This is a genomic window from Vibrio sp. 1078-1 (assembly GCF_033340475.1).
In genome coordinates this window covers 152087-172979 of sequence record NZ_JAWOWM010000006.1, presented here as the reverse complement: position 1 = coordinate 172979, position 20893 = coordinate 152087, and the positions used below count along the sequence as shown (strand labels likewise).

The 20893-nt window shown below is 46.1% G+C and carries 27 protein-coding genes; 5 read left to right on the top strand and 22 right to left on the bottom strand.

Annotated features, from left to right (window positions below; all coding sequences use genetic code 11):
• Window positions 1–14 precede the first annotated feature (14 nt).
• From nth to R7190_RS14280, 3 genes are all read left to right on the top strand, one after another.
• Complete coding sequence (nth, locus tag R7190_RS14290) at window positions 15–656, top strand: endonuclease III (RefSeq protein WP_005380743.1); 642 nt, start codon at window positions 15–17, stop codon at window positions 654–656.
• A 32-nt stretch (window positions 657–688) separates the two neighbouring features.
• Window positions 689–1105 (top strand): lactoylglutathione lyase, encoded by a 417-nt coding sequence (gloA, locus tag R7190_RS14285; RefSeq protein ID WP_005380739.1) that lies wholly within the window; start codon window positions 689–691, stop codon window positions 1103–1105.
• Window positions 1106–1255: 150 nt separating this feature from the next.
• Window positions 1256–1690, top strand: coding sequence for a DUF2753 domain-containing protein (locus R7190_RS14280; protein WP_005384886.1), 435 nt, complete (start codon window positions 1256–1258; stop codon window positions 1688–1690).
• A gap of 120 nt (window positions 1691–1810) precedes the next feature.
• On the opposite strand, the gene motY is transcribed toward R7190_RS14280, so the two are convergent.
• The gene (gene motY / locus R7190_RS14275; RefSeq protein WP_005384887.1) at window positions 1811–2692 is read right to left on the bottom strand and encodes a flagellar protein MotY; all 882 of its coding nucleotides are present in this window, start codon (window positions 2690–2692) and stop codon (window positions 1811–1813) included.
• 341 nt (window positions 2693–3033) lie between these two features.
• Here motY and rnt point away from each other — a divergent pair, with 341 nt between their 5' ends.
• The gene (gene rnt, locus R7190_RS14270; RefSeq protein WP_137282275.1) at window positions 3034–3678 is read left to right on the top strand and encodes a ribonuclease T; all 645 of its coding nucleotides are present in this window, start codon (window positions 3034–3036) and stop codon (window positions 3676–3678) included.
• Window positions 3679–3706: 28 nt separating this feature from the next.
• The gene (locus tag R7190_RS14265) at window positions 3707–5032 is read left to right on the top strand and encodes a Na+/H+ antiporter family protein (protein ID WP_017821192.1); all 1326 of its coding nucleotides are present in this window, start codon (window positions 3707–3709) and stop codon (window positions 5030–5032) included.
• Between the two features lie 78 nt (window positions 5033–5110).
• On the opposite strand, the gene R7190_RS14260 is transcribed toward R7190_RS14265, so the two are convergent.
• The 21 genes from R7190_RS14260 to R7190_RS14160 form a co-directional block, all read right to left on the bottom strand.
• The gene (locus tag R7190_RS14260; RefSeq protein ID WP_186584790.1) at window positions 5111–5740 is read right to left on the bottom strand and encodes a DsbA family protein; all 630 of its coding nucleotides are present in this window, start codon (window positions 5738–5740) and stop codon (window positions 5111–5113) included.
• Between the two features lie 952 nt (window positions 5741–6692).
• Complete coding sequence (locus R7190_RS14255; RefSeq protein ID WP_318137569.1) at window positions 6693–6890, bottom strand: hypothetical protein; 198 nt, start codon at window positions 6888–6890, stop codon at window positions 6693–6695.
• 2 nt (window positions 6891–6892) lie between these two features.
• Window positions 6893–7564, bottom strand: a complete 672-nt coding sequence (locus R7190_RS14250; RefSeq protein ID WP_318137568.1) for a hypothetical protein — start codon at window positions 7562–7564, stop codon at window positions 6893–6895.
• Complete coding sequence (locus R7190_RS14245; protein WP_318137567.1) at window positions 7555–8244, bottom strand: hypothetical protein; 690 nt, start codon at window positions 8242–8244, stop codon at window positions 7555–7557. The genes R7190_RS14250 and R7190_RS14245 overlap by 10 nt, the downstream gene beginning before the upstream one ends.
• 9 nt (window positions 8245–8253) lie before the next feature.
• On the bottom strand, window positions 8254–8790 hold the full coding sequence (locus R7190_RS14240; RefSeq protein WP_318137566.1) for an adenine glycosylase: 537 nt from the start codon (window positions 8788–8790) through the stop codon (window positions 8254–8256).
• Window positions 8791–11982, bottom strand: a complete 3192-nt coding sequence (locus tag R7190_RS14235; protein WP_318137565.1) for a phage tail protein — start codon at window positions 11980–11982, stop codon at window positions 8791–8793.
• A gap of 13 nt (window positions 11983–11995) precedes the next feature.
• Window positions 11996–12598 (bottom strand): phage tail protein, encoded by a 603-nt coding sequence (locus R7190_RS14230; RefSeq protein ID WP_140111669.1) that lies wholly within the window; start codon window positions 12596–12598, stop codon window positions 11996–11998.
• Entirely contained in the window at window positions 12585–13772 is a 1188-nt protein-coding gene (locus tag R7190_RS14225) for a baseplate J/gp47 family protein (protein WP_318137564.1), read from the bottom strand. Before R7190_RS14225 ends, R7190_RS14230 begins: the two co-directional genes overlap by 14 nt.
• The gene (locus R7190_RS14220) at window positions 13772–14113 is read right to left on the bottom strand and encodes a DUF2590 family protein (protein ID WP_025605235.1); all 342 of its coding nucleotides are present in this window, start codon (window positions 14111–14113) and stop codon (window positions 13772–13774) included. The genes R7190_RS14225 and R7190_RS14220 overlap by 1 nt, the downstream gene beginning before the upstream one ends.
• The gene (locus R7190_RS14215; RefSeq protein ID WP_318137563.1) at window positions 14113–15999 is read right to left on the bottom strand and encodes a phage tail tape measure protein; all 1887 of its coding nucleotides are present in this window, start codon (window positions 15997–15999) and stop codon (window positions 14113–14115) included. Before R7190_RS14215 ends, R7190_RS14220 begins: the two co-directional genes overlap by 1 nt.
• An 11-nt stretch (window positions 16000–16010) precedes the next feature.
• On the bottom strand, window positions 16011–16151 hold the full coding sequence (locus tag R7190_RS14210; protein ID WP_164673212.1) for a DUF6890 family protein: 141 nt from the start codon (window positions 16149–16151) through the stop codon (window positions 16011–16013).
• A 41-nt stretch (window positions 16152–16192) separates the two neighbouring features.
• Complete coding sequence (locus R7190_RS14205; protein ID WP_140111663.1) at window positions 16193–16456, bottom strand: putative phage tail assembly chaperone; 264 nt, start codon at window positions 16454–16456, stop codon at window positions 16193–16195.
• The gene (locus R7190_RS14200) at window positions 16453–16737 is read right to left on the bottom strand and encodes a hypothetical protein (protein ID WP_045607483.1); all 285 of its coding nucleotides are present in this window, start codon (window positions 16735–16737) and stop codon (window positions 16453–16455) included. The genes R7190_RS14205 and R7190_RS14200 overlap by 4 nt, the downstream gene beginning before the upstream one ends.
• Before the next feature lie 2 nt (window positions 16738–16739).
• The gene (locus R7190_RS14195) at window positions 16740–16970 is read right to left on the bottom strand and encodes a hypothetical protein (RefSeq protein WP_031856782.1); all 231 of its coding nucleotides are present in this window, start codon (window positions 16968–16970) and stop codon (window positions 16740–16742) included.
• Entirely contained in the window at window positions 16967–17464 is a 498-nt protein-coding gene (locus tag R7190_RS14190) for a hypothetical protein (protein ID WP_318137562.1), read from the bottom strand. Before R7190_RS14190 ends, R7190_RS14195 begins: the two co-directional genes overlap by 4 nt.
• Window positions 17461–17679, bottom strand: coding sequence for a TraR/DksA C4-type zinc finger protein (locus R7190_RS14185; RefSeq protein ID WP_025517563.1), 219 nt, complete (start codon window positions 17677–17679; stop codon window positions 17461–17463). The genes R7190_RS14190 and R7190_RS14185 overlap by 4 nt, the downstream gene beginning before the upstream one ends.
• Before the next feature lie 12 nt (window positions 17680–17691).
• On the bottom strand, window positions 17692–18147 hold the full coding sequence (locus R7190_RS14180; protein ID WP_025517560.1) for a phage protein: 456 nt from the start codon (window positions 18145–18147) through the stop codon (window positions 17692–17694).
• Between the two features lie 3 nt (window positions 18148–18150).
• Window positions 18151–19281, bottom strand: a complete 1131-nt coding sequence (locus R7190_RS14175) for a DUF2586 domain-containing protein (RefSeq protein ID WP_140111659.1) — start codon at window positions 19279–19281, stop codon at window positions 18151–18153.
• A gap of 3 nt (window positions 19282–19284) precedes the next feature.
• On the bottom strand, window positions 19285–19941 hold the full coding sequence (locus R7190_RS14170) for a virion morphogenesis protein (protein ID WP_140111657.1): 657 nt from the start codon (window positions 19939–19941) through the stop codon (window positions 19285–19287).
• Window positions 19925–20416 carry a phage tail protein gene (locus tag R7190_RS14165; RefSeq protein ID WP_140111655.1) on the bottom strand — a complete coding sequence of 164 codons (492 nt, stop codon included), beginning with the start codon at window positions 20414–20416 and terminating at the stop codon, window positions 19925–19927. Before R7190_RS14165 ends, R7190_RS14170 begins: the two co-directional genes overlap by 17 nt.
• A complete protein-coding gene (locus tag R7190_RS14160; RefSeq protein ID WP_318137561.1) occupies window positions 20413–20832 on the bottom strand; it encodes a head completion/stabilization protein in 420 nt (139 codons plus the stop codon). Before R7190_RS14160 ends, R7190_RS14165 begins: the two co-directional genes overlap by 4 nt.
• Window positions 20833–20893 lie beyond the last annotated feature (61 nt).

Sequence of the window (20893 nt, the reverse complement as noted above, 5' to 3'; positions counted from 1 at the left end):
ATTGGAAGTCAGCAATGAACAAAATAAAAAGAATCGAAATTCTTGAGCGATTACGAGAAAACAATCCGAATCCTCAAACTGAGCTTAACTGGAGCTCCCCTTTTGAGCTGCTAATCGCTGTATTACTATCAGCTCAAGCAACCGATGTAAGCGTCAATAAAGCCACCGACAAGCTTTTCCCTGTAGCGAATACACCTCAAAGCATTCTTGATTTGGGAGTCGATGGCTTAAAAGAATACATAAAGACCATCGGTTTGTTTAACTCAAAGGCAGAAAACACAATCAAGACTTGTAAGATCTTGTTGGAAAAACACAATGGTGAAGTTCCTGAAGATCGTGCAGCGTTAGAAGCGCTACCAGGCGTAGGTCGCAAGACCGCAAACGTCGTGCTCAACACCGCTTTTGGTTGGCCAACTATTGCCGTCGATACGCACATTTATCGCGTGTCGAATCGCACTAAATTTGCGATGGGAAAAACGGTTGATGATGTCGAGCAGAAGCTATTAAAAGTTGTGCCAAAAGAGTTCAAACTCGATGTGCACCACTGGCTCATTCTTCATGGTCGTTATACGTGCGTAGCAAGAAAGCCTCGCTGCGGTAGCTGCATTATCGAAGATTTGTGCGAATATAAAGAGAAAGTATACCCAGATAGCTAACGCTATTTGTAAATCAAAGCTAGGAGCAAAAAATGTCAAACGGTCGAATTCTCCACACTATGCTTCGCGTAGGTGATCTAGACAAATCCATCAAGTTTTACACTGAAGTTATGGGCATGCAGCTGCTTCGTACTAACGAAAATAAAGAGTACGAATACACGCTAGCGTTTCTTGGTTATGGTGACGAATCCCAAGGTGCAGTGATCGAACTGACTTACAACTGGGGTAAAACTGAGTATGACTTAGGTACCGCTTTTGGTCATATCGCCATTGGTGTTGATGATATCTACACAACTTGCGACGCTATCAAAGCGGCGGGCGGTAATGTGACTCGTGAGCCAGGTCCAGTAAAAGGCGGAAGCACGCACATTGCATTCGTAAAAGACCCAGATGGTTACATGATTGAGCTTATTCAAAACAAGCAAGCTTCAGCAGGTCTTGAAGGCTAAGCGGCACTTCTAATAATCACTTGTACTGCAAGTTGAACTCCGATTACAGGCAGGTCTGCGATCTGCCTGTCCTTTTATAAACAAAACTCTTTACTTGATAATAGTTATCGTTTAGATTTATCCGCAACTTCGATATGCGGGATTACGATAATGATCAGTGAATGGGAAAAACACACACTTCTAGCCGATACGGCACTTCAACTAGATGACCCTGTTCGCAGCATTCTTCATTACCAGCAAGCCCTAAGCCTGAGTGAAGATATCAGCGAATGTGTGGAAATTGAGGCGGACGAGCGATTATTAATTTCTGTGATTTCTTGTCATAACTTAGCTCAGTTCTGGCGTTGGGCTGGAGATACTGACTATGAACTCAAATACCTTCAACTGGCCTCTGAGAAAGTCTTAACACTTATCCCACAATGCCCAAATAAAGAGTGTGCAAGCTTTATCGACTCGATAGGATGCTGTACTAAGGCGTTGATAGACTTTATGAAGCGTCACCCTAATCCGGCTATTGCCAAACAGGTTGAAAAAATAGATACCGCAACCAATTGCGAAGTCATTGCCAAATTCCGCTTAAACTAACATTCAAATTATACAGCAAGAATCACCGAAAGGTGCTTGGCAAAATACCACTAAAATATTATTAACAACGTCAGTAAATCAAAAACGCCGAAGCTTTCAGCTTCGGCGTTTTTATATGCATCACACTTGGGTTCGCCCTAGAGATATCACGACTCGGCGGTTTTTGTCTTTTCCTATTGGCGAACCGTTATCTGCAATAGGACGACGCTTGCCGTACCCTTGCACTTGAATTCGATCTTCCGGTAGCCCTAGAGACTGAAAGTAATCACGAAGTGACTCTGCACGTCGCTCTGATAAACTTTGACTCGCACTTTTACCATCGGTTGAATCTGTGTACGTCGCCACCAGCACGAGATCGATATCTTGATTATGTCGGATATAATCTGCAATTTGTGATAAACGCTTTTTAGAAGCCTTGGTTAACTGATCACCTTGTCTTTCGTAGTGCAAAATCGTAAAAGCAATGTCCTCGAAACTGTATTTCAATAAGTTGGAAATACAGTCGCTAAACGCGTTGTACTTGTTTTGAAATAGTACTGATGACAATGCGACTTCAATTCTCTGATCTCGGCTCTGCCAATCTTGGTAACTAAAGGTCGGATAACGGCCTTTTTCCAGCTCAGACAAAATGCCCCATGCTGTTTGCCCTCCGACATAACCATCAAACTGTTTAAAAAACTTTAGGTTTGTAATTCGATCGGCGTGTTCACCTGGTCGCCAAGGTGGCGGCATAGAAATGAGACTGACGTTACGTGTTTCTCCCATCGGGCGACGCATTTTTAACTCAAAGTCTAAATTGATTTTTTTATTCGCACGAGATGAAAATACCGCATCTCCAAAGCTTGGAATGGGGTGTACAAGCTGACATTCTAATGGTGTATTGACCACCATTTCCCATTGAGATTGCTGTGGAGTTGCAGCATAACGTTTGCCCATCAAAGCGAAGCTGCTTGTGCTAAACAACGAAAATACAACACCACTGGTAATCAGCCATTTCTTCATCTAATACTGTCTCTTAAACGGCAGTCTGTTGCCGTCAATTTGCATCAATAAAACCACTTCAACCGGCATGCAAAAATCTCGCCAATATAGGGTTATCTGTCACACTGCCATTAATGTGAGCCACCGTGTTCCAATCACCTTAACCGCCACTTAGCGTTTTACTTACTCATGTTTTATCGGTTTACATGATGCAAAGTATGGCGAATAAACGTCTACATAATATGCAATACAAACTTATTGATTGGATGCAAAATAGAATTCCGGTTTTCTCTTAAATTGCGGTTTTTCTCATCGGTATAATCTGCAATAATGCAGCCTTCGTCACACAAAAATAAGCCAACATGACACTAGAAAATGAAGCTCTAACCTTGAAAAAACGCTTTCGTGGTTATTTCCCTGTGGTAGTAGACGTTGAGACCGCTGGTTTCAATGCTCAAACTGATGCACTTTTAGAAATCTGTGCCGTTACGTTGAAAATGGACGAACATGGCGTGTTGCATCCGGCCTCCACCATTCATTTTCATGTGGAACCATTTGAAGGCGCTAACTTAGAAAAAGAAGCGCTTGAATTCAATGGTATTCGTGAACCTTTCAGCCCTCTTCGTGGTGCTGTTTCTGAGCAAGAGGCGCTAAAGGAAATTTATAAGCTTATTCGAAAGGAACAAAAAGCCGCAGATTGCTCACGTGCAATTATGGTTGCTCATAACGCAGCATTCGACTTGGGTTTTGTAAATGCAGCAAATGAACGCTGTAAACTAAAAAGAGTCCCTTTTCATCCCTTTGCTACTTTTGATACGGCTACATTAAGTGGCCTTGCTTATGGCCAAACAGTTCTCGCTAAAGCATGCAAAACAGCCGGGATGGAATTTGATAACCGTGAAGCACACTCTGCGCTTTACGATACACAAAAAACAGCAGAATTATTCTGCGGTATTGTCAACAAATGGAAGGCCCTCGGCGGTTGGCCGCTTGTCGACGAAGAATAATAAGTAAACACAACATATTAGGAAAAGTATGAATCCTGTCGTTATATCAGTGTGCGTCATGCTCGTGTTAGCATTGATGCGCGTAAACGTGGTGGTTGCCCTCACGTTTAGTGCCATCGTAGGCGGCCTAGTCGCAGGCATGAGCCTTGGGGATACGGTTGCCGCATTTGAAAGTGGTCTAGGTGGCGGTGCAACTATCGCGCTAAGCTACGCCATGTTAGGTACTTTCGCTGTTGCCATCTCGAAATCAGGCATCACGGATCTACTGGCCAAAAGTGTTATCAAGCGCTTAAATGGTAAAGAAAACTCGGCGTCAACTACCGGGTTAAAGTACGCCGTGTTGGTGGCATTAGTGCTTGTCACGATGTCATCTCAGAACGTAATTCCGGTCCATATCGCCTTTATTCCAATTTTGATTCCACCTCTTTTGGGCGTATTCGCGAAACTTAAGCTCGACCGACGTTTGGTCGCGTGTGTTCTTACCTTCGGTTTGATCACACCTTACATGATCTTACCTGTTGGTTTCGGCGGTATTTTCTTAAACAACATTCTATTAAAGAACCTACATGACAACGGTTTGGAAAACGTGGTTGCAAGCCAAGTCCCAACCGCCATGTTACTGCCAGGTGCAGGCATGCTGTTTGGTCTATTACTGGCTATCTTTGTTAGCTATCGTAAACCGCGTGTCTACAAAGAAACTGAGTTGACTGTCGTTGACGAAACCGATCATGTCATCAATAAAAAGCACATCTTAGTTGCGGCACTTGGTATTGTCGCTGCATTGGGTGTTCAGCTTTACACGGGTTCAATGATTATCGGTGCTCTAGCTGGCTTTATGGTGTTTACTTTCGGCGGCGTTATTGCATGGAAAGAGACGCACGACGTGTTCACTAAAGGTGTACACATGATGGCAATGATTGGCTTCATCATGATTGCAGCGGCAGGTTTTGCAGCAGTAATGAAGCAAACTGGCGGTGTTGAAACACTAGTACAATCGCTATCAACCAGCATCGGTGACAATAAGCCTTTAGCTGCACTACTGATGCTGATCGTTGGTCTGTTGGTAACAATGGGCATTGGTTCATCGTTCTCTACGATTCCAATCCTTGCAACTATCTATGTGCCTCTTGCGCTAGCATTCGGCTTCTCGCCGATGGCAACGATTGCACTGGTAGGTACTGCGGCTGCGTTAGGTGATGCAGGCTCTCCAGCTTCTGACTCTACATTAGGCCCTACATCTGGTCTAAATGCCGACGGTCAACATGAGCACATTTGGGAAACAGTCGTTCCAACCTTTATCCATTACAATATCCCTCTAATCATCTTTGGTTGGATTGCAGCAATGGTGCTTTAATACTATTGCTTGGATGGATATACATTTAGTTACGAAAAAGCCGCTCAATGAGCGGCTTTTTGTTATTCATAACTGTGGTTATTGCGCTGGTATATTGTCAATAATACGCTCACGAATCAGCTTCAAGGTTGGTTCTGTCGACAGGTAATCGATGGCAATCGGAAAATAAGCGTCGTTAATTTTAAGAACCAAGCTAGGGTAAGAGCTCACACCTAGGCTCTTTGCAAGGCTCAATTGATCTTCGAACACACCTTCTAAGAAAGAGCCATCCATGTCATTCTTGAATTGCTGAACATTCAAGCCAATTTCTCTCGCTAGTTGCAAGTGAGTGGCTTCTTCATGAGGAGGCATCGCACGTAAGTAATACGCATGCTGAATCGCTTCTAGCATCTGCTCATAAGAGTCTTGAAAGCCCGCTGCAATAACCGCACGACAAGATTGGTAAGTGCTTCTAACTGGCGTACAAAGCTTCCAGAAATCGTAGTTAAACTTAGTGCCTAACTGGCGCTCAATCTGCTTCCAAATACCTTCGAGTTTTTGTTGCATCTCGGGCGGCATCGGTAAATTAGTATCTGGCGCAAGACCACCAACCACATACTCAAACTGAATCACACCTGGCAGTTGCTGTTTTAGTTTATCCAGCGTTGGTTTGTAACCCCAACACCAACTGCACATTGGGTCATGCACGTAGTAAAGCTTTATATCCACTTTAATTTTTTAACCTATAAAATCAATTAGTTAAATGAAACAAGAATAATAAATGGCGATAAAGTGGCGACACATTTAAATCTTATTGCTTGGTTTCTGCTTAAGAGTTAACGAGTTTTGCTTATAACCCTGATAACAATATAGGTCCAGCACTCACTCGTTCCCCTCTTCTTCATCAACACGTAAACAGCGGTTCTGTCCCGTTAACTGCACAGTGATTTTGACATCTGAGTTTAATTATACCGTCTCATAAATTGAAAAACTGCTTTATCTTAATAATTCGCTCTAAAGCCAGTCTATACAAGGCGTGGGAAGCTGCATTGCAGATCTTACCTTTACTCATGTGATCGTCTTTATTTATGACAAAAAACACTTTACATCCATAACTATCAAATACTTACCAATAATTACTAGATCTTTCTTGATCATTAAAATCGCAATTTACTGAAATTTTTTTCAACTTTTGAAATTTTTAAAAACGCTGTAGAAGCGATTCTTAGAGGTCTGGGGGGATTCTCGAACGCCGTATGGCTAAGGCTTCGCTTGATATCTACCGTGTTCCGTAGACAGCTGGATTTCGACATTTAAGAATTGCGAAAAAACCAGAACGAAAACGTCGCAGGTGGGGAGGAGGAGTGCGGATTCCGTCACCTTGAGGTTGCTTTTCGTCACCGTAGGACGCTGATCGTCATTTGAATGTGTCGTTCGCGTAATTGCCCCCAGTATTCGAGGTGAAAGAAAAGCGCCCAAAGCGGGCGCTTGATTTAATATTTGCTATGGATGACAAGTTAGAATGTCGATAGCTCTTTAATAATAAGGATGATGAGGTGAAGGATTGTTAGGTAAACGACTAAGTCGTTTGGTGTAATGTTCAAGTTTCGTTGCTCCTATAGATATGTTTATTTATCTATAGGGTTGTTTAATTAAGTCGTGCTTAGTGTGAGACACGATTTTACGTCACGCTGTAGTTACCAGCTGAGCTACCGCCAGTAACTGGAACCTCGGCGTTTTGTGTGATTTCGTCATACACAGCATTGGCGATCGCTTCTGCCATTTTTCCCGCCATGGCGAATTCACCTGTAAGAACGAACCCTTGTGCTTGGAGTTCGCTTTTCAACTTCGCTTTGAGAGATGCTTTACTCATCGCCATGTTTATTTACCTGCCTTAACTGTCGATGATAAATCAGAGTGGGGTTTGCCTGTGTAAGCACAAATGCAGTCACCTTGCACAACACCTTTACCGCCATTCATGGTGATAATATCAGCGACTTCTATGATTTTCTTGGCAGTAGTGGTTTTGTGGTTTGTGATTTCTTCTATTTTGTCTTCCAACACTTTGATGCGTTGGTTTAAACATTCGGTGATGTTGTCTTTGTCGGTCTTGCTTTCAAAGTTGCCTTCTTCGTCGACCAACTGGTAAACACCTTGGCGTTGTTGGTAACGGCTTTCGCCTTGCTTAATTGCGGGTAACTTGAACCCCAATGGCAGCACACAACGAATAAAAGGCTTATCCGGTTGACCGAACATAAAGCCTATTTCGACAATACTTCCGATTGCAGGTGGCTCAAGTCTACCTGCATATTCACCCACACCAGGTATTGGTAGTGGTACCGCCTGAAGTGGTGATTTGTCTTTGAACTCCACGCCTTTTTCATCGAGCAGTTGCACGTCCACCGCGTAATGCGGGTAAAAGCGATCAGACATGTCGCCCTCTTCTGGCAGCTCAGGTAACGCAACCACTTTACCCCAGCGCGGCAAATGCCAGCGTCCAGTCAGTTCTGGAAACAGTCGGAATATGATCCGCTTAATTGCATTTACATCCATGTCAGCTTCACCTCTGTTCCTAGAAAATCAACGCCCACCAAACGCACGCCATTGACGATGGCGCCCGGTCTTAACTTCGGGCTCGCGGGTATTTTCACTGACTTGGCCGTAGTGTGCCCCGTCATGAAGTTATCTGGAATAGTCACCGGCTTATCTGCCCAGTAAGAGTCTTTCCAAGTTCCCACATAGATTTGACCGTTACCCTGCTGTTGCCAAAACAGGTCTTCAATGCCGAAGGCTTGAGACAGCTCGTCCATCACCCGATAGCCATTCCCATCACTGTAAAAGCAAGGTATAGAAGTTTTACTGTAGGCCGCTTCTGGTACGACAAACTGCAATCCCGTTTTATTGGTTACATCGCTAAGCAATTGCATTAATGTCGGATGACGAAGCGCGATATCTAGTGGCTTAAACAACAATGCTGCCAACTCGCGACAAAACAGTTCTGACCACCCTCTTTCCGCAGCTTGAACCCGTTCAACATAACCAAGGAATACCCGCGATATGCTGTCACCCCATCCAATATCTACGGCAATGATTGTATTTACCTTTGAAGAACCTTCAACGGAAATCGAGCAGCGACCAGGTGTATTCACATCAAAGAGAATGCGATGATTCTTTGCTTTAACCTTTTGACTACCGAGATAGGCTCGACACACAAACTTATGGTTTAGCTCCATTACCTCTCCCTATGACAATGTTTCGTCTAGTGATTTGAGAAACTTCATGATGCCTGTGAGTTCTACGCTGGTATCTGGCGGAACGTCTTCACTTTCTCCAATTTCTACCGGAGTAGTCACCCCTTGCACCTGCTGTTGTGTTGCTGGTTTATCTTCCTGCCGCTGTTCAACACGCTCAGGAACAGACAAGTGTTCAACCAGATCGAACGCAACATTCCATTGTCGGTTACTCTCTTGTTCATTGGCTCTAATCGTGCCTTGGAATTTAACCTGGCGAATTTTGAGTGCAGCAGCCGTGTTGTTGCTGATGCGGTAAATCTGGCGGGCACTGTTATCTTGCCCGCCTGCCATGGTAAAAAGGTTGCTTAATGCTTCACTCTTGTTGAATGGGATCACGCCACTGACAGACAACACTTTACCTTTATTGCCTGTTTCGGCTTTGTCAGTGGATGAGGACTGGCCGGACATATCTTGTCCGGCAAGCTGTTGGCGAACGCTGATGCGCAGGTTTTTCAGTGAAATTTGGGTGCCGTTTAGGGTTAGCATCTAGGCAACTCCTACAGGAATCTGAATCGAGCCATAAACTGTCGCATTTGAATATCCGGACTTAACCATATTCACAACATCTTGAGTAACGACATCATTTGCTCCTCTAGGGCTGGCTATTCTAGCCCCCCATATGAAAACAATCTGCTTCTTAAACCTTTCGCTGAACATAGGGTCATACTCACTGGTATCTCCCGTATAATAAGACTGCCAATCAAATATCGTCCCAGGTAAAAACAGCGTTGGCATAATAAGAGAGTCAAATTCGCTTCCAAGCCCCCATAACTTTAGAACTCGACAGTTCGAAAATGTTATCTGGCTGTCAGGGTCAAGGCTATAGATGTTCCCGGCATTCTCCATTGACGATGCAATCCAAGGGCCAACACACTCAGAATCGACCATTTCAAACTTAATATTCATGGTTGAACGCAAGTAAGGTGCATGCCAATCCGAGTTAACCACTCGATAAGACTGATTCACACCCGATGAGTCAGGGATAGCGAAAGTATCAATGCCATAAACTGAGGAGATTTCAGACCAACGTTTTGCGTAAGCGGGGTCAACATTGCCATCTACGTTCTCTACAACACATTTAAACTTGTCATATCGTTTTAAAAAATACAGGTCATCAACATGCTCAACGGTATTTTTAACCGATTTAATACGTACATAATTACTTGCCTTAACATCAGCGTGTTTAATTGAAAAAGAACTTGGTAAGTACGTGTACTTAATCCAATCTTTTCTCAATACTGGGCAATGAATTGAAATCAGATTCACTGTGATGTGGCTTTTAATTGAACTTTCAGAACGGAAGCGGATATTTTCCAGCACGATATCTGGAATGTAGTTCAAGTCCTCACCTCGCCACTCATCTGATGTCGGCGCACCTTCGATAAAGACCAGGTCAAATTTACTCAGTTCCCGTTTTGCCTCAATTGACGGATTGATGATTTTGATTATGCCATCCCAACTGCTGCCATAATCCGTGCGAGTTCGAACCATATAGTCATTTTCGTATACATCCTTTTGACCTTGTGACAGCAATTTAACGTTTTCTAATATAAATTTCCCGGCACCATGAATATTTGAATAGCGATAAACGTTGGTATCTTTCACAACGATGTCCATACCATAAGCATGACTACTCACGCTATATACCGTCGAGTCCTTAACAGTTAAGCGAGAGAAATGATTTCCATCAATACCTCCCCACCCCAGTCGGTTTTGAGCACCTTCAACCAGCGTATTATCACTTTTGTTGGCGAGGAAAAAATACCCAGTATTCAGTTCGCTCCTCAACTGCCCCGCATCAACATTAGTAAGCTTTGTATTGTTACAATATAGATTCTGCGCAACCGTATAAATTGCATCATTGTTGTCATTATTACGATTGATAAATGTAATGCTATTAATCTCTACGTCACAACGTTCTGCCGTACATACGTCATATATTTTCGAATTTGACAGGTCAATCTCACCAAATCGAATTTTTATCTTGGACTTCTGAGGCTTAAAACGGATCTTCAGGCCCGAAGCATTGGTGTAGTCAAAATACAGCGGCTTTGATAAGTCTCCCCAATATCCGCTCATACTCAACGGTTCGCACTTATAAACTGGAGTCCATAAGTCATCGTTAAAGCGATACCTTACAATATCGTCACTTTCGATCATGACAAAGCCTTCAAGATTTATCGGGGAATTCGTGACTTTGCTATACAGTCTATGGGCGCCCTTCACCATTTTTGACTGGTCGATGAGATCCGTTAGGTCTAGCCCCCAATCTTGCGGACATTTAAAAATCACATAGTTCTTACCCTGAGGCTGAACTGTATCAGGACGAATTCGAACACGACTAAAATCTGCGTCAACTGTCAGAGGGATTGGATTATCAGTAGCTCTAATAACTAGCTCCCCTTCTCCACCATCAATTTTGTAGTTATTCGCATTAGCAAAAAGAGCCATTCGACGAACGGCATCAGTGCTGTCTTTAACGCCTTTGTGATCAGCGCCAAAACCTTCTGCATAAACCGTTTTTGCTGGGTTAACTCGTAGTTCATGTACTCGTTTATTAATGAACTCGAAGGTATTGCCATCAGTATTCACAATGGTGGCTGTTCCATAATCGCCATTATCAATGAAGTCAGCAAGCTCACCATGCGGGGTATCCCAGGCATACCAGAGCGATTTCTCCCCAGTTGGCCAATTGTCTACTTGTAGTGCGCCAACACCATCCAAAACCTGCCCATAATGTCCATAATTGATAGCAAGTAAGTTTCTCTCACTTAACATTGCCGTCTGCAATTTTTCTTCTTTGCTAACCCAAGTTTTATCCGCACTCTCCCCTTCCGGTCTCAAATCGCTCACACTTCCATCAGCATGTACCTGCGCAACCTTGCATACGTAGTGCGGGATGCCTTTACCTGCAGAAGAATCGATGTAATCGTCTTTTTCTTCTGCGGTTACGATAAAGTTGAATAACGTTTCTTGTTCACCTGTTGGTGTTCCTTCGCGGTGCGCATCGATATAGACGAACGAGGGTTTGCTAGGTACCTTAACGCTTCGGTCAAATTCCATGCTCACTCGGTTACCAGATACATAACCAGCACCCGCTTTGATTTTGTAAGCGCTGCCCGATGGCGTAACCAAGAAACCATCTTCAATAAACCAGTCTTTGCCGTTCTGGTCGATGATGGACTGCGCCACATCGCTGTCCATCTTCTTCATTCTGTCAGTGGCGTTGTATTGCCAGCTAGATGCATCCACCGTGATGTTGGTGATTTCTGCAATGTCTTTGTATTCAAGTACCACCGAACGCACTAAGGTATTGCCCGCAACACCCGGTTCATCTGCTGTTTTAGGTGTAAGCGCGTGATGGTCAATCGTGACGAGTACGCCATATTCAGAGCAGTATGCGCCTGTCCAGTTAAACTCGAACGGACCAACATCGCTGGTCAATGTGGTGCTGTAGATCACCGAGTCTGCAGAAAGGCGGCCGCGCTGCTCAACCTGCTCTTGGTGAACGATGTCATCCGTCGGTACAACATCATCTGGCTGCGGGAACTCTCGGCGGTTTGGTACGTTGGCGAATATCATCTTGTCGATGATAAGTGGTTTTTCTTCGGCGTTGAGCTGTGCCAACAGTGCTTTACCTGCGGCGGTTAAAATTGACTTGTCAGTGGTATTTGCCATGTTTAGTAATTCCTTAACCCTTCACTGTGGCTTGGTAATATTCGCAGTCGACATTCAGCACACTTGGAAGCATGCCAACGTTGAGTCTGGTCTTAACGTGAGACGTGGTGTATTGCGCTTCGACGTTCTTGCTTCGCGCGGCCAACGGCATTTCGACATAACTGGTGTATTGATAACGGCGGCAGGTACGCCCGTATTGACGTACTAATGTGTCTAATAACTTCGGGACATTGGTTAAATCACCATCTCGAATCTTTAGGCTGATCACATCCCAATCGACATTCGCTAACCTTTCATCTTGAGCAATGTGCGGATAACCGAGCTTTTCAAACATATCTTCCCAACCTGCTATCGTGCCTGCGTCGCGAGCAAACCCGTATGCATGAGCCACACGAATTCGAAATAACTCTTCGGGCTCTTGGCCTAAGCGTTCTATCTCTCGTTGCCAGGCAAGAATATTCACCAGTGCCATTGGGGCGGTTAACGGATCATGCTGTTGCAGTGGCATTTCGAATGCGGCTCTCACATGTTCCCAGTAATTGCGCATGGCTCGGGCGAACTTAGCCAGCTCGCCTCTGCCCATCCAGTAACGCAGATTAATCTCAGGAATTTTCAATCGTCACCCCCAGAGAATTAATTCGCGGTACCGTCAGATTGTTAATGATGTCAGCGTTATCAAATTCGAGGGATTCAATCTCTGAGAACTGCGCATGCAGCTCCTGCCCTAACCTTGAGAAACTGAATCGAAGTACCGGATTGGTAACCGTTGGCGAGTAATCGGTGTTCTCACGGAAAGCCGCACCGATGAACTGCTCCACTTTAATTTTCAACACATCTCGGTCTTCCATTGTTAATGAACGCAGTGGCCACACTCGGCAGACAATATCGTGGGTCGTTTCTGGCATGGCTAGCACTTGCAGATCATCACCATGGCCGTGCTGACCTTCGACACGGATGTACTCATTCAAATCCGCCAACATTTCTGCCGATGGTTCACCCGTATCCAATAGAATGAGCGCGTTTGCGGTACCTGGCCCACGCGGTGCGTTATGCTCAAAATAGACATTGTCGTCGTTGATGCCTGCGCGACTGGTGAGCAGTGAACGGTAAGCCGCATCAATGTGCCATCTTGCTACTGCGCTCCACTGGTTACGGATACGAAGGCGGAGTTCGTCATTACTCTCTTTGTCTGCCCCTGCTTCATTCAACCATTCGGCAGGGTTCGTCACTGCGCCAATGCCCGGAATTGCAGTAGGCAAAATGTGGTAGTAACCTTCGCCTAGGTTGTAAGCCGCGCCCTCGTTCTCTGCCTCGACTTCGGCCATCACCATGGTTTCGTTTTCTGGCATCGTGGTATCCGCAAGCACCTTTACTCGGTAAATCGTGCCATTAATCGGTTCGGTCTGTACCCATGTATCTTTGGAAATAACCAACGCAGGCCCTTTAGCCGCAGAACGTTGAAAAGCGATCATACCTCTGGCTTTTGTTGCCCCTTTGCGGGTGAGTTTGCATTGCCACGCCAACAGGTCGAGCCATTGATCAACGGCGGTCGCAACAAACATATTCGGCAAGACATAGCCAACCAATAAGGTATTGATGAGCCACATCGTGACTTTCACTACCGTGGCTTCAATGAGGCGCCAAAATGGAGAGAACGGCGAGTCGTTTGAGATGATGGAACCTTCTTTGTCCATCTCCTCTTTGAGTACTTTCTTCCACCCTGCTTCATCGGTTGGGACACCCGATTGCTTCACCAGTTCGGAATAATCTGGTTTTGGAATATCAGTCATTAACGCTCTCCGTTATTCACTATCTCTAATTGCAACTCGCCAAAGTCCATGGTGTCAGCAAATACGTAAATCGTGCTCTCGGTTGGTTCATCCAAACGCACGGTACCAGGTACCAATCGAACGTCTTCTTCAACCAGCAATTCCAGCTTGGTGCGGATATCAGCTTTCTTTGATGGGCTTCGCTCAGCGATTAAATCCACCGCTAAGTGGCTCTCGATGATGGCGTGTTTGATGTCTTGGGCGATCACCGCTCGGTCTTGAATCAAGATTGGGTTGCGGCCTGCATCGAGCACCACATCCCCGTTCTCAATCAAAATGTCCTGGTATTTGTAATCCGCCATTAGCCTGCCGCCATTTCTATTTCACTCGCCATGTCTTGCGGGCTGTTCATGTAGGTTGGATAAATCGCCACACCGCCGTAGTTGGTTGAGCTGGTTTGATAGCTGGCAATGTTCTTGGCTGCGCCCCCAGGTTGAATTTGTGCTCGAGGCGTAGCGCTTTGAACGGACTTAGATTTCACTTGAGTCGCTTCATCATCACCGCCCAAACCTGGTATCCAATCAATGAGTCCTTTCACTGAGTCCCAAATTCCCGCTAGGCTCTGAGTAATCCAATTGAACACTCCGGAAAAAACGTCCTTAATTGAGTTGGCCATATCACCGATAAAGGCAAATCCACTAGTGTCGGTAAAGCCGCTCATGACCCATTGCCAACCTGCCTTGATGAACTCAAACATGGCTCTGAATGGAAGTGTGATTAAAGTGATTGCCCCTTCTAGTACTTGGAACCAGGTCGTGTCACCCAACGAGGCTTTCAGATCATCCCAGTAGAAGATCAGCGCACCCACTGCCGCGATTGCGGCAACGACAGCACCAGTAATGAATCCTATTGGGTTCGCCATCATTGCGATGTTTACCGCTAGCATTGCAACGCGAAGCGCTGCCATTCCTTTGGTTAGTAAAAAGTTCACCCCTGTAAACATCTTCATGGTGAGCATATAAGTCGCCATGGCTTGTTTACCGACCCCCATCATTAAGGTAAAAGCACCACCCGCTGCTGCTGCACCTAAAATCGCCATAGCAGCAAAACCAATGTACTTGGTCAGGTTCGGGAACATCTCTGTCCATTCGATGATTTCTATCGCACCATCAGCCAAGCTTGAAATCACAGGTAAGAGAGAAGGCAACAACGCGGCACCAAAAGCAGTGCGAACTGCAAACACGCCTTGTTCGAGTCGTTCCCATTGGTCGGTCATCGCTCCGGCCATGTTAATTGCCGTATTTAAGTTACTAGCATCATTTAGGTCTTTGACGCTGGATTGCAGCTCATTCGTTTTGCCTATCAAGTCGGTGATAAGCAGCACGGCTTCATCCGAGCCGAAAGCTTGCTTAATCTGATCAATTTCCAGTGAATCTAAATCACCGAATTGGTTGCGTAGTTTCGACATAATGTCGAACATGGGCAGCATTTTTCCGTTGCTGTCGGTAAACGACATACCAAGCTTGTCTTGTGCTTTGACAACACCGTTCATAAAAGCTTTGTAACGAGTCCCCGCTTCACTACCAGTCATAGAGCCTTGTAGTAGGCCAAGCACGGCCATTTGCTCTTGAATGGCTACGCCGTGAGTTTTACCTAATGCGCCAACACCTTTAAACGCATCCGACATGCCTTGACCCGTGGTTTTGAACCTCTCGACAGATTTTGCGGTCATACCTGCAACTTGTTCAGCCCAGTTGTCTTTACCAATCCGATCGGCTTGGTCTTTAAAAACCGAGTACATGGTGCCCATGTAGTTGGTAATGGTGGCTGTATCTGCTTTAGTCGCAGCGGCTAAAATAGCCGAGCTTCTTGTGACACCCGCCAGTTCATCACCTGTCATATCTCCCATAGCAGATTTGATATCATACGAAGCCGCTACAAATTCAGTGGCCGACTTACCATATTCAACCGAAAACTTCATTGCGGTTTGGGTCAGGGTTTTTAGTTGGTCATCGGCAACACCAAGTGATTTCACTTCACCTAATGCCCTGTCCATCTCAATTGCTGGCATCAAGGCTTGTTGCAATGCAAAGCCAGCACCCACCATGCCTGCCGCGCCAGCCATCATGGTATGAGTACCCTGACGGTAGGTATTGGTGACATCATTCAAATTGCGTTGAATATTGCCCAGAGGTTTAGAAATCTGGTCAATCAATCCAACTTGAAATCTGAGTGCTTCTGGTAACATCTTGTTCCTTATCAGCTAAACGCCCTGGCAACCCCATTGGCGGTGGCAGCTTGCATGTTTTCCCAATACTGACGCTCTAACCAAATTGCCCTTGCAAGGTTCTCTTCGCTGTCTGTCTCACCCGGCAACCACTTACGGCGCCAGGTAAGCATTTGTTCGAGCTCGTTGGAGTCCATAGCCCGAACAAGGGCATCTATTTTTTTACTTTGATTTGCAGCTTCGGCGTGTATTCCTTGAGAACTTCACCCACAACCTGAATCGCTGCACCTGGGTTCTCGTTCGTCAGCTCACGGAATAATTCTTTGCTTTCTTCTATAACGGTGTTCATCAGAAAGTTATGCGCAGAGTTCACGATTTCCCCCTGTGCCAACGCGTTCATGTAGTCGTTGTAATCCGCTTCTGTAGGGACGAACGTGATATCTGCATCACCGACCGTTAATACAATTTGCTTGCTCATGCTACATCTCTCTCTTTATCTAGCTTGGTTTCCAAACGGTCGAACCGTCCGTTAATTGAATCTTTCAAATCATCTACGGCTTCCCGTAGTTCGTGCTTGGTGGCGTACTTTTCAGCGACATCACCACGCAGTCGCTCAGTGGCTAGCTCATTGGCATGGATACGACGATCATGATCTCGGGCGGTGCTTTGCCCTTTATCCGTTCTGCCGAAAACCACATTGATGATGGCGATAAGCAGCGCTATCGTTGCCACAATCGCCGATATCCATGATGAATCCATCGCTATTCCTTCAGTGGCACTTCTTTTAAGCGTTTGCCTTGTAAAGCGTTGATGATGTCATCCACGGTTTCTTGCAGAACATCGTTTGTGCTCAGGCCTTTCAAGGTTTCCAAACCCCATACCACAAGACGTGTGGCGAAGCGTTCAAGGATGATTGACCAACTGATTTGAAAGAACAGGCCTTTCAATACTTCCAACAATGTCTTGCCAACGATTCCAGTTATGAAACTCATGCTGCTTCTCCGATTAACGATTGATATGCCTGTAGGTAATCTTCTGCTGTTGCTTTACCTGCGCTTGTGTTCCAGTACTTCTTCGCGTACCGAGCCAAGCCTTCTAGGTCATCGGCTTCTGGCAAGGCTTCTGGGAACCGAATTAAATTGAGTCGTGCGGTTGCCACTGCGAACTCGGGTGAAATCACCATGTAACGAGGGTCTAAGTGCTCAACGGGGCAAAACATCGACAATGCATCCAACAAGTGAGGGCGGCAGCTCCCTAACCACTCGACAAGCCAGTTGAAGGTGGCGGGTTCCATTTGGGTAAAGCCCAATGCAGGACCACGCACCTGTTTTGAGTAAGTAAACTTTCCAGACTCATGGGCAATAATCATCAGGATCAGATTAATGGCCGCTTGAGTGTTCATCGTGCCTTTACCACCGGATGCCATATCTAAGTGGTCAAGGACTGGCTTCATGATTTTCTCAACAAAGAGCTTTGCTAAATTCATCGGGTCATTCGCTCCAATTCGCTTTGACACTGGGTGCAGTAGATGCAACCTGGTACTTTTTGGCGGCGTTTTTCTGGGATTGGGTCGCCACATTCGCCGCATTCATGTGCGCTTTCCCGTTCTTCAATTCGCTTAGCCCTTGCCAGTTGGTTGGCAAGCGCCACTTCTGTGAATTGGGTTTCAATACCGCAGGCATGGTCGATAACATCTGCCATCATGCCTCCTTGTTATTGAACTAAATCTTCGGTTTCATCCGGACGTAGGTACGGCACACCGTTGATGCTGACAAAGTCTGGGCTTGTCACCTCGAACGGCAGCTTGTGAACTAATGCACTACCTCCATTCGAATCGGCATCAAGTAGGTCAGAGATTTTGATACGACATCCGAAGGCTTCAATTTTGAGCTCATCTTTATCAATCTTGCCGTAGAACAGCGCGTCAAAATCAGGCATTCCACGCCAAGAGCCGGCTTGTTTCGCAGCTTTGCTGAGTAGGTTGAATTGCTGCGTGGTTAGCTCCATTTCACCACTTGCTTCAACGTCACCATCTACCCAACCATCTGGCACACCAGAGGTTTTATTGACGGCGGAATTGTCGGTAATGGATAACGTGACTTTTTGAGCTTTGAGCTTGTAGTCACCCAAAGAGAAATGCATGTTCTTGCCAGAAATTCTCATGCTCATGGATTACGCCTCCAAATCTGCAGGGTTAGTAAGATCAAGCGCGATGTTGACCACGATGTGTTTCGGGCAGTTATGAGGGCGGACCATCAAACCGATCGACACTTTGGTTTTAGTCATCCACTGAATGGTGACGTCACCATCCTCTGGCGGCATGATTTCACCAGGGAAGGTAATGCCACCAACTTCTGTCGTTTTCGACATATCACGCATATCTTTGCGAAAGTAAGTGCGGTTCAGCTCAATGCTTGCAGGCGTTGAGTTAAGAATGCGATCGGCAATACGTCGAATCGCTTTGATACGGACACGGCGGTTAAGCTTGTGCACCGGGCGAACGTATTCGAGGTACTGATAATCGCCGCCTTTGGCTTCCAATGTGGTTGCGTCCGACCAGTACACCCCTTCTAAATCGGCGTACCATTGCGGCAGTGAGTAACGTGCGTCGGCTAGCGTTGCGATGGTGCTCATCTCTAATGCTTTGCCTGCGCTGTCCGTTGGCATGTCACCCAAACTCAATACTGAGCCTGTTGCGACACGCATTGGGCTGTCTGCTACCGTGACGTTTCGATCACATAAACGACCAGCCAGTACACCCACGTTATTGCCGTTAAGCAGAGGAACGGGCGTCACGAGGTTTGCAGAAACATCTTTCACCAAGTCAAGCATCGCGGTTTCGTACTCTGCCCACGTTTGGCCTGTATCAGGGGCTGAGTCAATGCCCGCACAAGCGGCGAGGAAAAACACCCAACGGCCAAGTTTGCTGGTCAGCTCGGTTGCTTTCGACTGCATGTCATCAAACTGAGTTTTGACCGTGACTGGGTCACAAATGGCAATACCTTCGAATGAGTCAGTCCGGTTCGCCAGATCAACAGCGTCTTGCCACGTATCGTCTGCACCTAAGCCGACAATCGCACCCGTCCAGTTTTGTTTGCCGTTAAGTTGGGCGGCTTTCACGTTCAGACCAAGCGCATCATCGGCAACAACTTCGTCAAGGTTGGTCATGTTATTAATGCGGGTCACTTTGCCTTGCAGTTCTGCCTTGTCAGTACGCCCGATGAAAAGCACGTGACGTTCTATCTCAGGGATACCGCCTTGTGCCAAATTGAGATTGTTAACCTCTACCTTTCCGGTTGCCATTGGTTATTTCCTCTGTTTTGCCTGCTCCAATATCTTGATGAGCTGGCGGTTCACTTCACGTTCTTTACTACCGAGAATCTGACGCTCTGCTAATGGAATATCCCAACTGGTGATATTTGGCTGATTAGAGAGTTCTCGAATAAGCTGTCCTGCTTGTCCGTGGGTGATGGTTGCCATCAACTCACGTAAACTGGGTTTCTTTCGTCCTTTACCGCTTTTTCTCGGTACCGTGTAACCCAGTTCTCTTAGCTTTCTCGCTTGCCCTTTGGTACAAGGTGCTGAGTAATCTGGTTTACCCCATCGCTTTTGCATTTGGCGCTTGGTCATTTTTTGCTTTTGACCAAGGTGGTGCCTTGCTGCGATTTTTGCGGTTAACTTGTTACTCCAAGTCAAATCAAGCTGGTTAGCGTTTCTCACATAAGGCGTTAAGCCCTTTGCCATCCGCTTTAAAACCTTGCCTTTCTTCTTTCCTTTCTTTGGTTGCAGAGCGCGTCCGTTAACGTCTTTTTGGGAGCGAATGCGCTTTCTGGTATTGGTCGTTTCCCAACGGCCAAGGGTTTTCAGTATCCAGACTCGCTTTTTAGGTGGCAGAGCCAGCATGGCCAGCTTTTCCTGCATGTTGAGCACATCGCGCTCATTGACCTTAATTTGTGGCTTCATTCACCAACTCCGCTTCTTCTGCGGTGTAGATTTCAACGGCCTGTACTCGGTAGGTTTCCCTTCGCCAAGTGATCATTCCCGCAGGGTCAGGGATCAGCTCAATCGGCTCCATCATTTCCAGTTCAATAGCAACATCGGCTACTTCACTGCTGATCACATCAACCGAAAGGTCTGGGTCACCTAACTCATCTTCATTACGCGTGGTGTCGTAATCGCTCAGCCAGCAGGCAACCAAAGCAAGTAAGCAGCGAGGGTCCAAAAGTCGGTGTGGAAACTCTTCAATACTGACCACTGCGTTGTACTTCCAGTAACACGCGATATAACCGCCGTTCCCTCTGTCTTCACCGTTTGGCACAATGGAGCCGTTTTCCTGCCAGGCATCGATTTTGTTATCGAGCACATTGGAGTTCAGGTGACTGACGATGTAATCCGTCAGGTGCTCAAGCTTGGTTTTGTTGTAAGTGGTTTCGCTCATATCGAGTCAATCCCATTCGCACTGCGACCAAGGAGTGCGCGCACATCTTTGTTACTCTGGGCGAGAAAACGTGCCTCTTGTTCCGGTTCATCCGTTGCCACGCTTTCACCTTCTTTTCGGCGGTCTTGAGTCGCAAACTCTTTCAGCAGCTCGGCGTGAGCCCGACCATAAACCGCACGTTTGTAGAGCATGATTTTCGGGTTGCTCAGCACTGGCTTTTCACCATCTACGATCAAGCTTTCTAATCGTTCTTGGATATTTAGCGAGGCGATGGTCACCGCATAGTTCAAAGAGTCGTTATCAAACGTATGGGGAACACGACGTAAACTGCGAAATTCAGCCGTGGATAAATCCGGCCATCCTTCACCTGGTATGGCGATATCGACTGCGCTGTTAACATTTCCGCCAAAGCTCATAACGGTTCCTTGCTTATTTAAATTAGGGCGCCTCTAGCCACTGGGTCGACGGTATCGAGTT

Excerpts from the sequence above, each read along its gene's own strand:
- R7190_RS14225 (WP_318137564.1), bottom strand. The coding sequence starts at position 13,772 with ATGACTGATATTCCAAAACCAGATTATTCCGAACTGGTGAAGCAATCG.
- R7190_RS14210 (WP_164673212.1), bottom strand. The coding sequence starts at position 16,151 with ATGCTTACCTGGCGCCGTAAGTGGTTGCCGGGTGAGACAGACAGCGAA.
- R7190_RS14255 (WP_318137569.1), bottom strand. The coding sequence starts at position 6,890 with ATGGCGATGAGTAAAGCATCTCTCAAAGCGAAGTTGAAAAGCGAACTC.
- R7190_RS14205 (WP_140111663.1), bottom strand. The coding sequence starts at position 16,456 with ATGAGCAAGCAAATTGTATTAACGGTCGGTGATGCAGATATCACGTTC.
- R7190_RS14280 (WP_005384886.1), top strand. The coding sequence starts at position 1,256 with ATGATCAGTGAATGGGAAAAACACACACTTCTAGCCGATACGGCACTT.
- R7190_RS14190 (WP_318137562.1), bottom strand. The coding sequence starts at position 17,464 with ATGAATTTAGCAAAGCTCTTTGTTGAGAAAATCATGAAGCCAGTCCTT.
- R7190_RS14160 (WP_318137561.1), bottom strand. The coding sequence starts at position 20,832 with ATGAGCTTTGGCGGAAATGTTAACAGCGCAGTCGATATCGCCATACCA.
- R7190_RS14235 (WP_318137565.1), bottom strand. The coding sequence starts at position 11,982 with ATGGCAAATACCACTGACAAGTCAATTTTAACCGCCGCAGGTAAAGCA.
- R7190_RS14165 (WP_140111655.1), bottom strand. The coding sequence starts at position 20,416 with ATGAGCGAAACCACTTACAACAAAACCAAGCTTGAGCACCTGACGGAT.
- R7190_RS14215 (WP_318137563.1), bottom strand. The coding sequence starts at position 15,999 with ATGTTACCAGAAGCACTCAGATTTCAAGTTGGATTGATTGACCAGATT.
- R7190_RS14220 (WP_025605235.1), bottom strand. The coding sequence starts at position 14,113 with ATGGCGGATTACAAATACCAGGACATTTTGATTGAGAACGGGGATGTG.
- R7190_RS14250 (WP_318137568.1), bottom strand. The coding sequence starts at position 7,564 with ATGGATGTAAATGCAATTAAGCGGATCATATTCCGACTGTTTCCAGAA.
- R7190_RS14195 (WP_031856782.1), bottom strand. The coding sequence starts at position 16,970 with ATGAGTTTCATAACTGGAATCGTTGGCAAGACATTGTTGGAAGTATTG.
- R7190_RS14175 (WP_140111659.1), bottom strand. The coding sequence starts at position 19,281 with ATGGCAACCGGAAAGGTAGAGGTTAACAATCTCAATTTGGCACAAGGC.
- rnt (WP_137282275.1), top strand. The coding sequence starts at position 3,034 with ATGACACTAGAAAATGAAGCTCTAACCTTGAAAAAACGCTTTCGTGGT.
- R7190_RS14185 (WP_025517563.1), bottom strand. The coding sequence starts at position 17,679 with ATGGCAGATGTTATCGACCATGCCTGCGGTATTGAAACCCAATTCACA.
- motY (WP_005384887.1), bottom strand. The coding sequence starts at position 2,692 with ATGAAGAAATGGCTGATTACCAGTGGTGTTGTATTTTCGTTGTTTAGC.
- gloA (WP_005380739.1), top strand. The coding sequence starts at position 689 with ATGTCAAACGGTCGAATTCTCCACACTATGCTTCGCGTAGGTGATCTA.
- R7190_RS14240 (WP_318137566.1), bottom strand. The coding sequence starts at position 8,790 with ATGCTAACCCTAAACGGCACCCAAATTTCACTGAAAAACCTGCGCATC.
- nth (WP_005380743.1), top strand. The coding sequence starts at position 15 with ATGAACAAAATAAAAAGAATCGAAATTCTTGAGCGATTACGAGAAAAC.
- R7190_RS14265 (WP_017821192.1), top strand. The coding sequence starts at position 3,707 with ATGAATCCTGTCGTTATATCAGTGTGCGTCATGCTCGTGTTAGCATTG.
- R7190_RS14200 (WP_045607483.1), bottom strand. The coding sequence starts at position 16,737 with ATGGATTCATCATGGATATCGGCGATTGTGGCAACGATAGCGCTGCTT.
- R7190_RS14180 (WP_025517560.1), bottom strand. The coding sequence starts at position 18,147 with ATGAGCATGAGAATTTCTGGCAAGAACATGCATTTCTCTTTGGGTGAC.
- R7190_RS14245 (WP_318137567.1), bottom strand. The coding sequence starts at position 8,244 with ATGGAGCTAAACCATAAGTTTGTGTGTCGAGCCTATCTCGGTAGTCAA.
- R7190_RS14170 (WP_140111657.1), bottom strand. The coding sequence starts at position 19,941 with ATGAAGCCACAAATTAAGGTCAATGAGCGCGATGTGCTCAACATGCAG.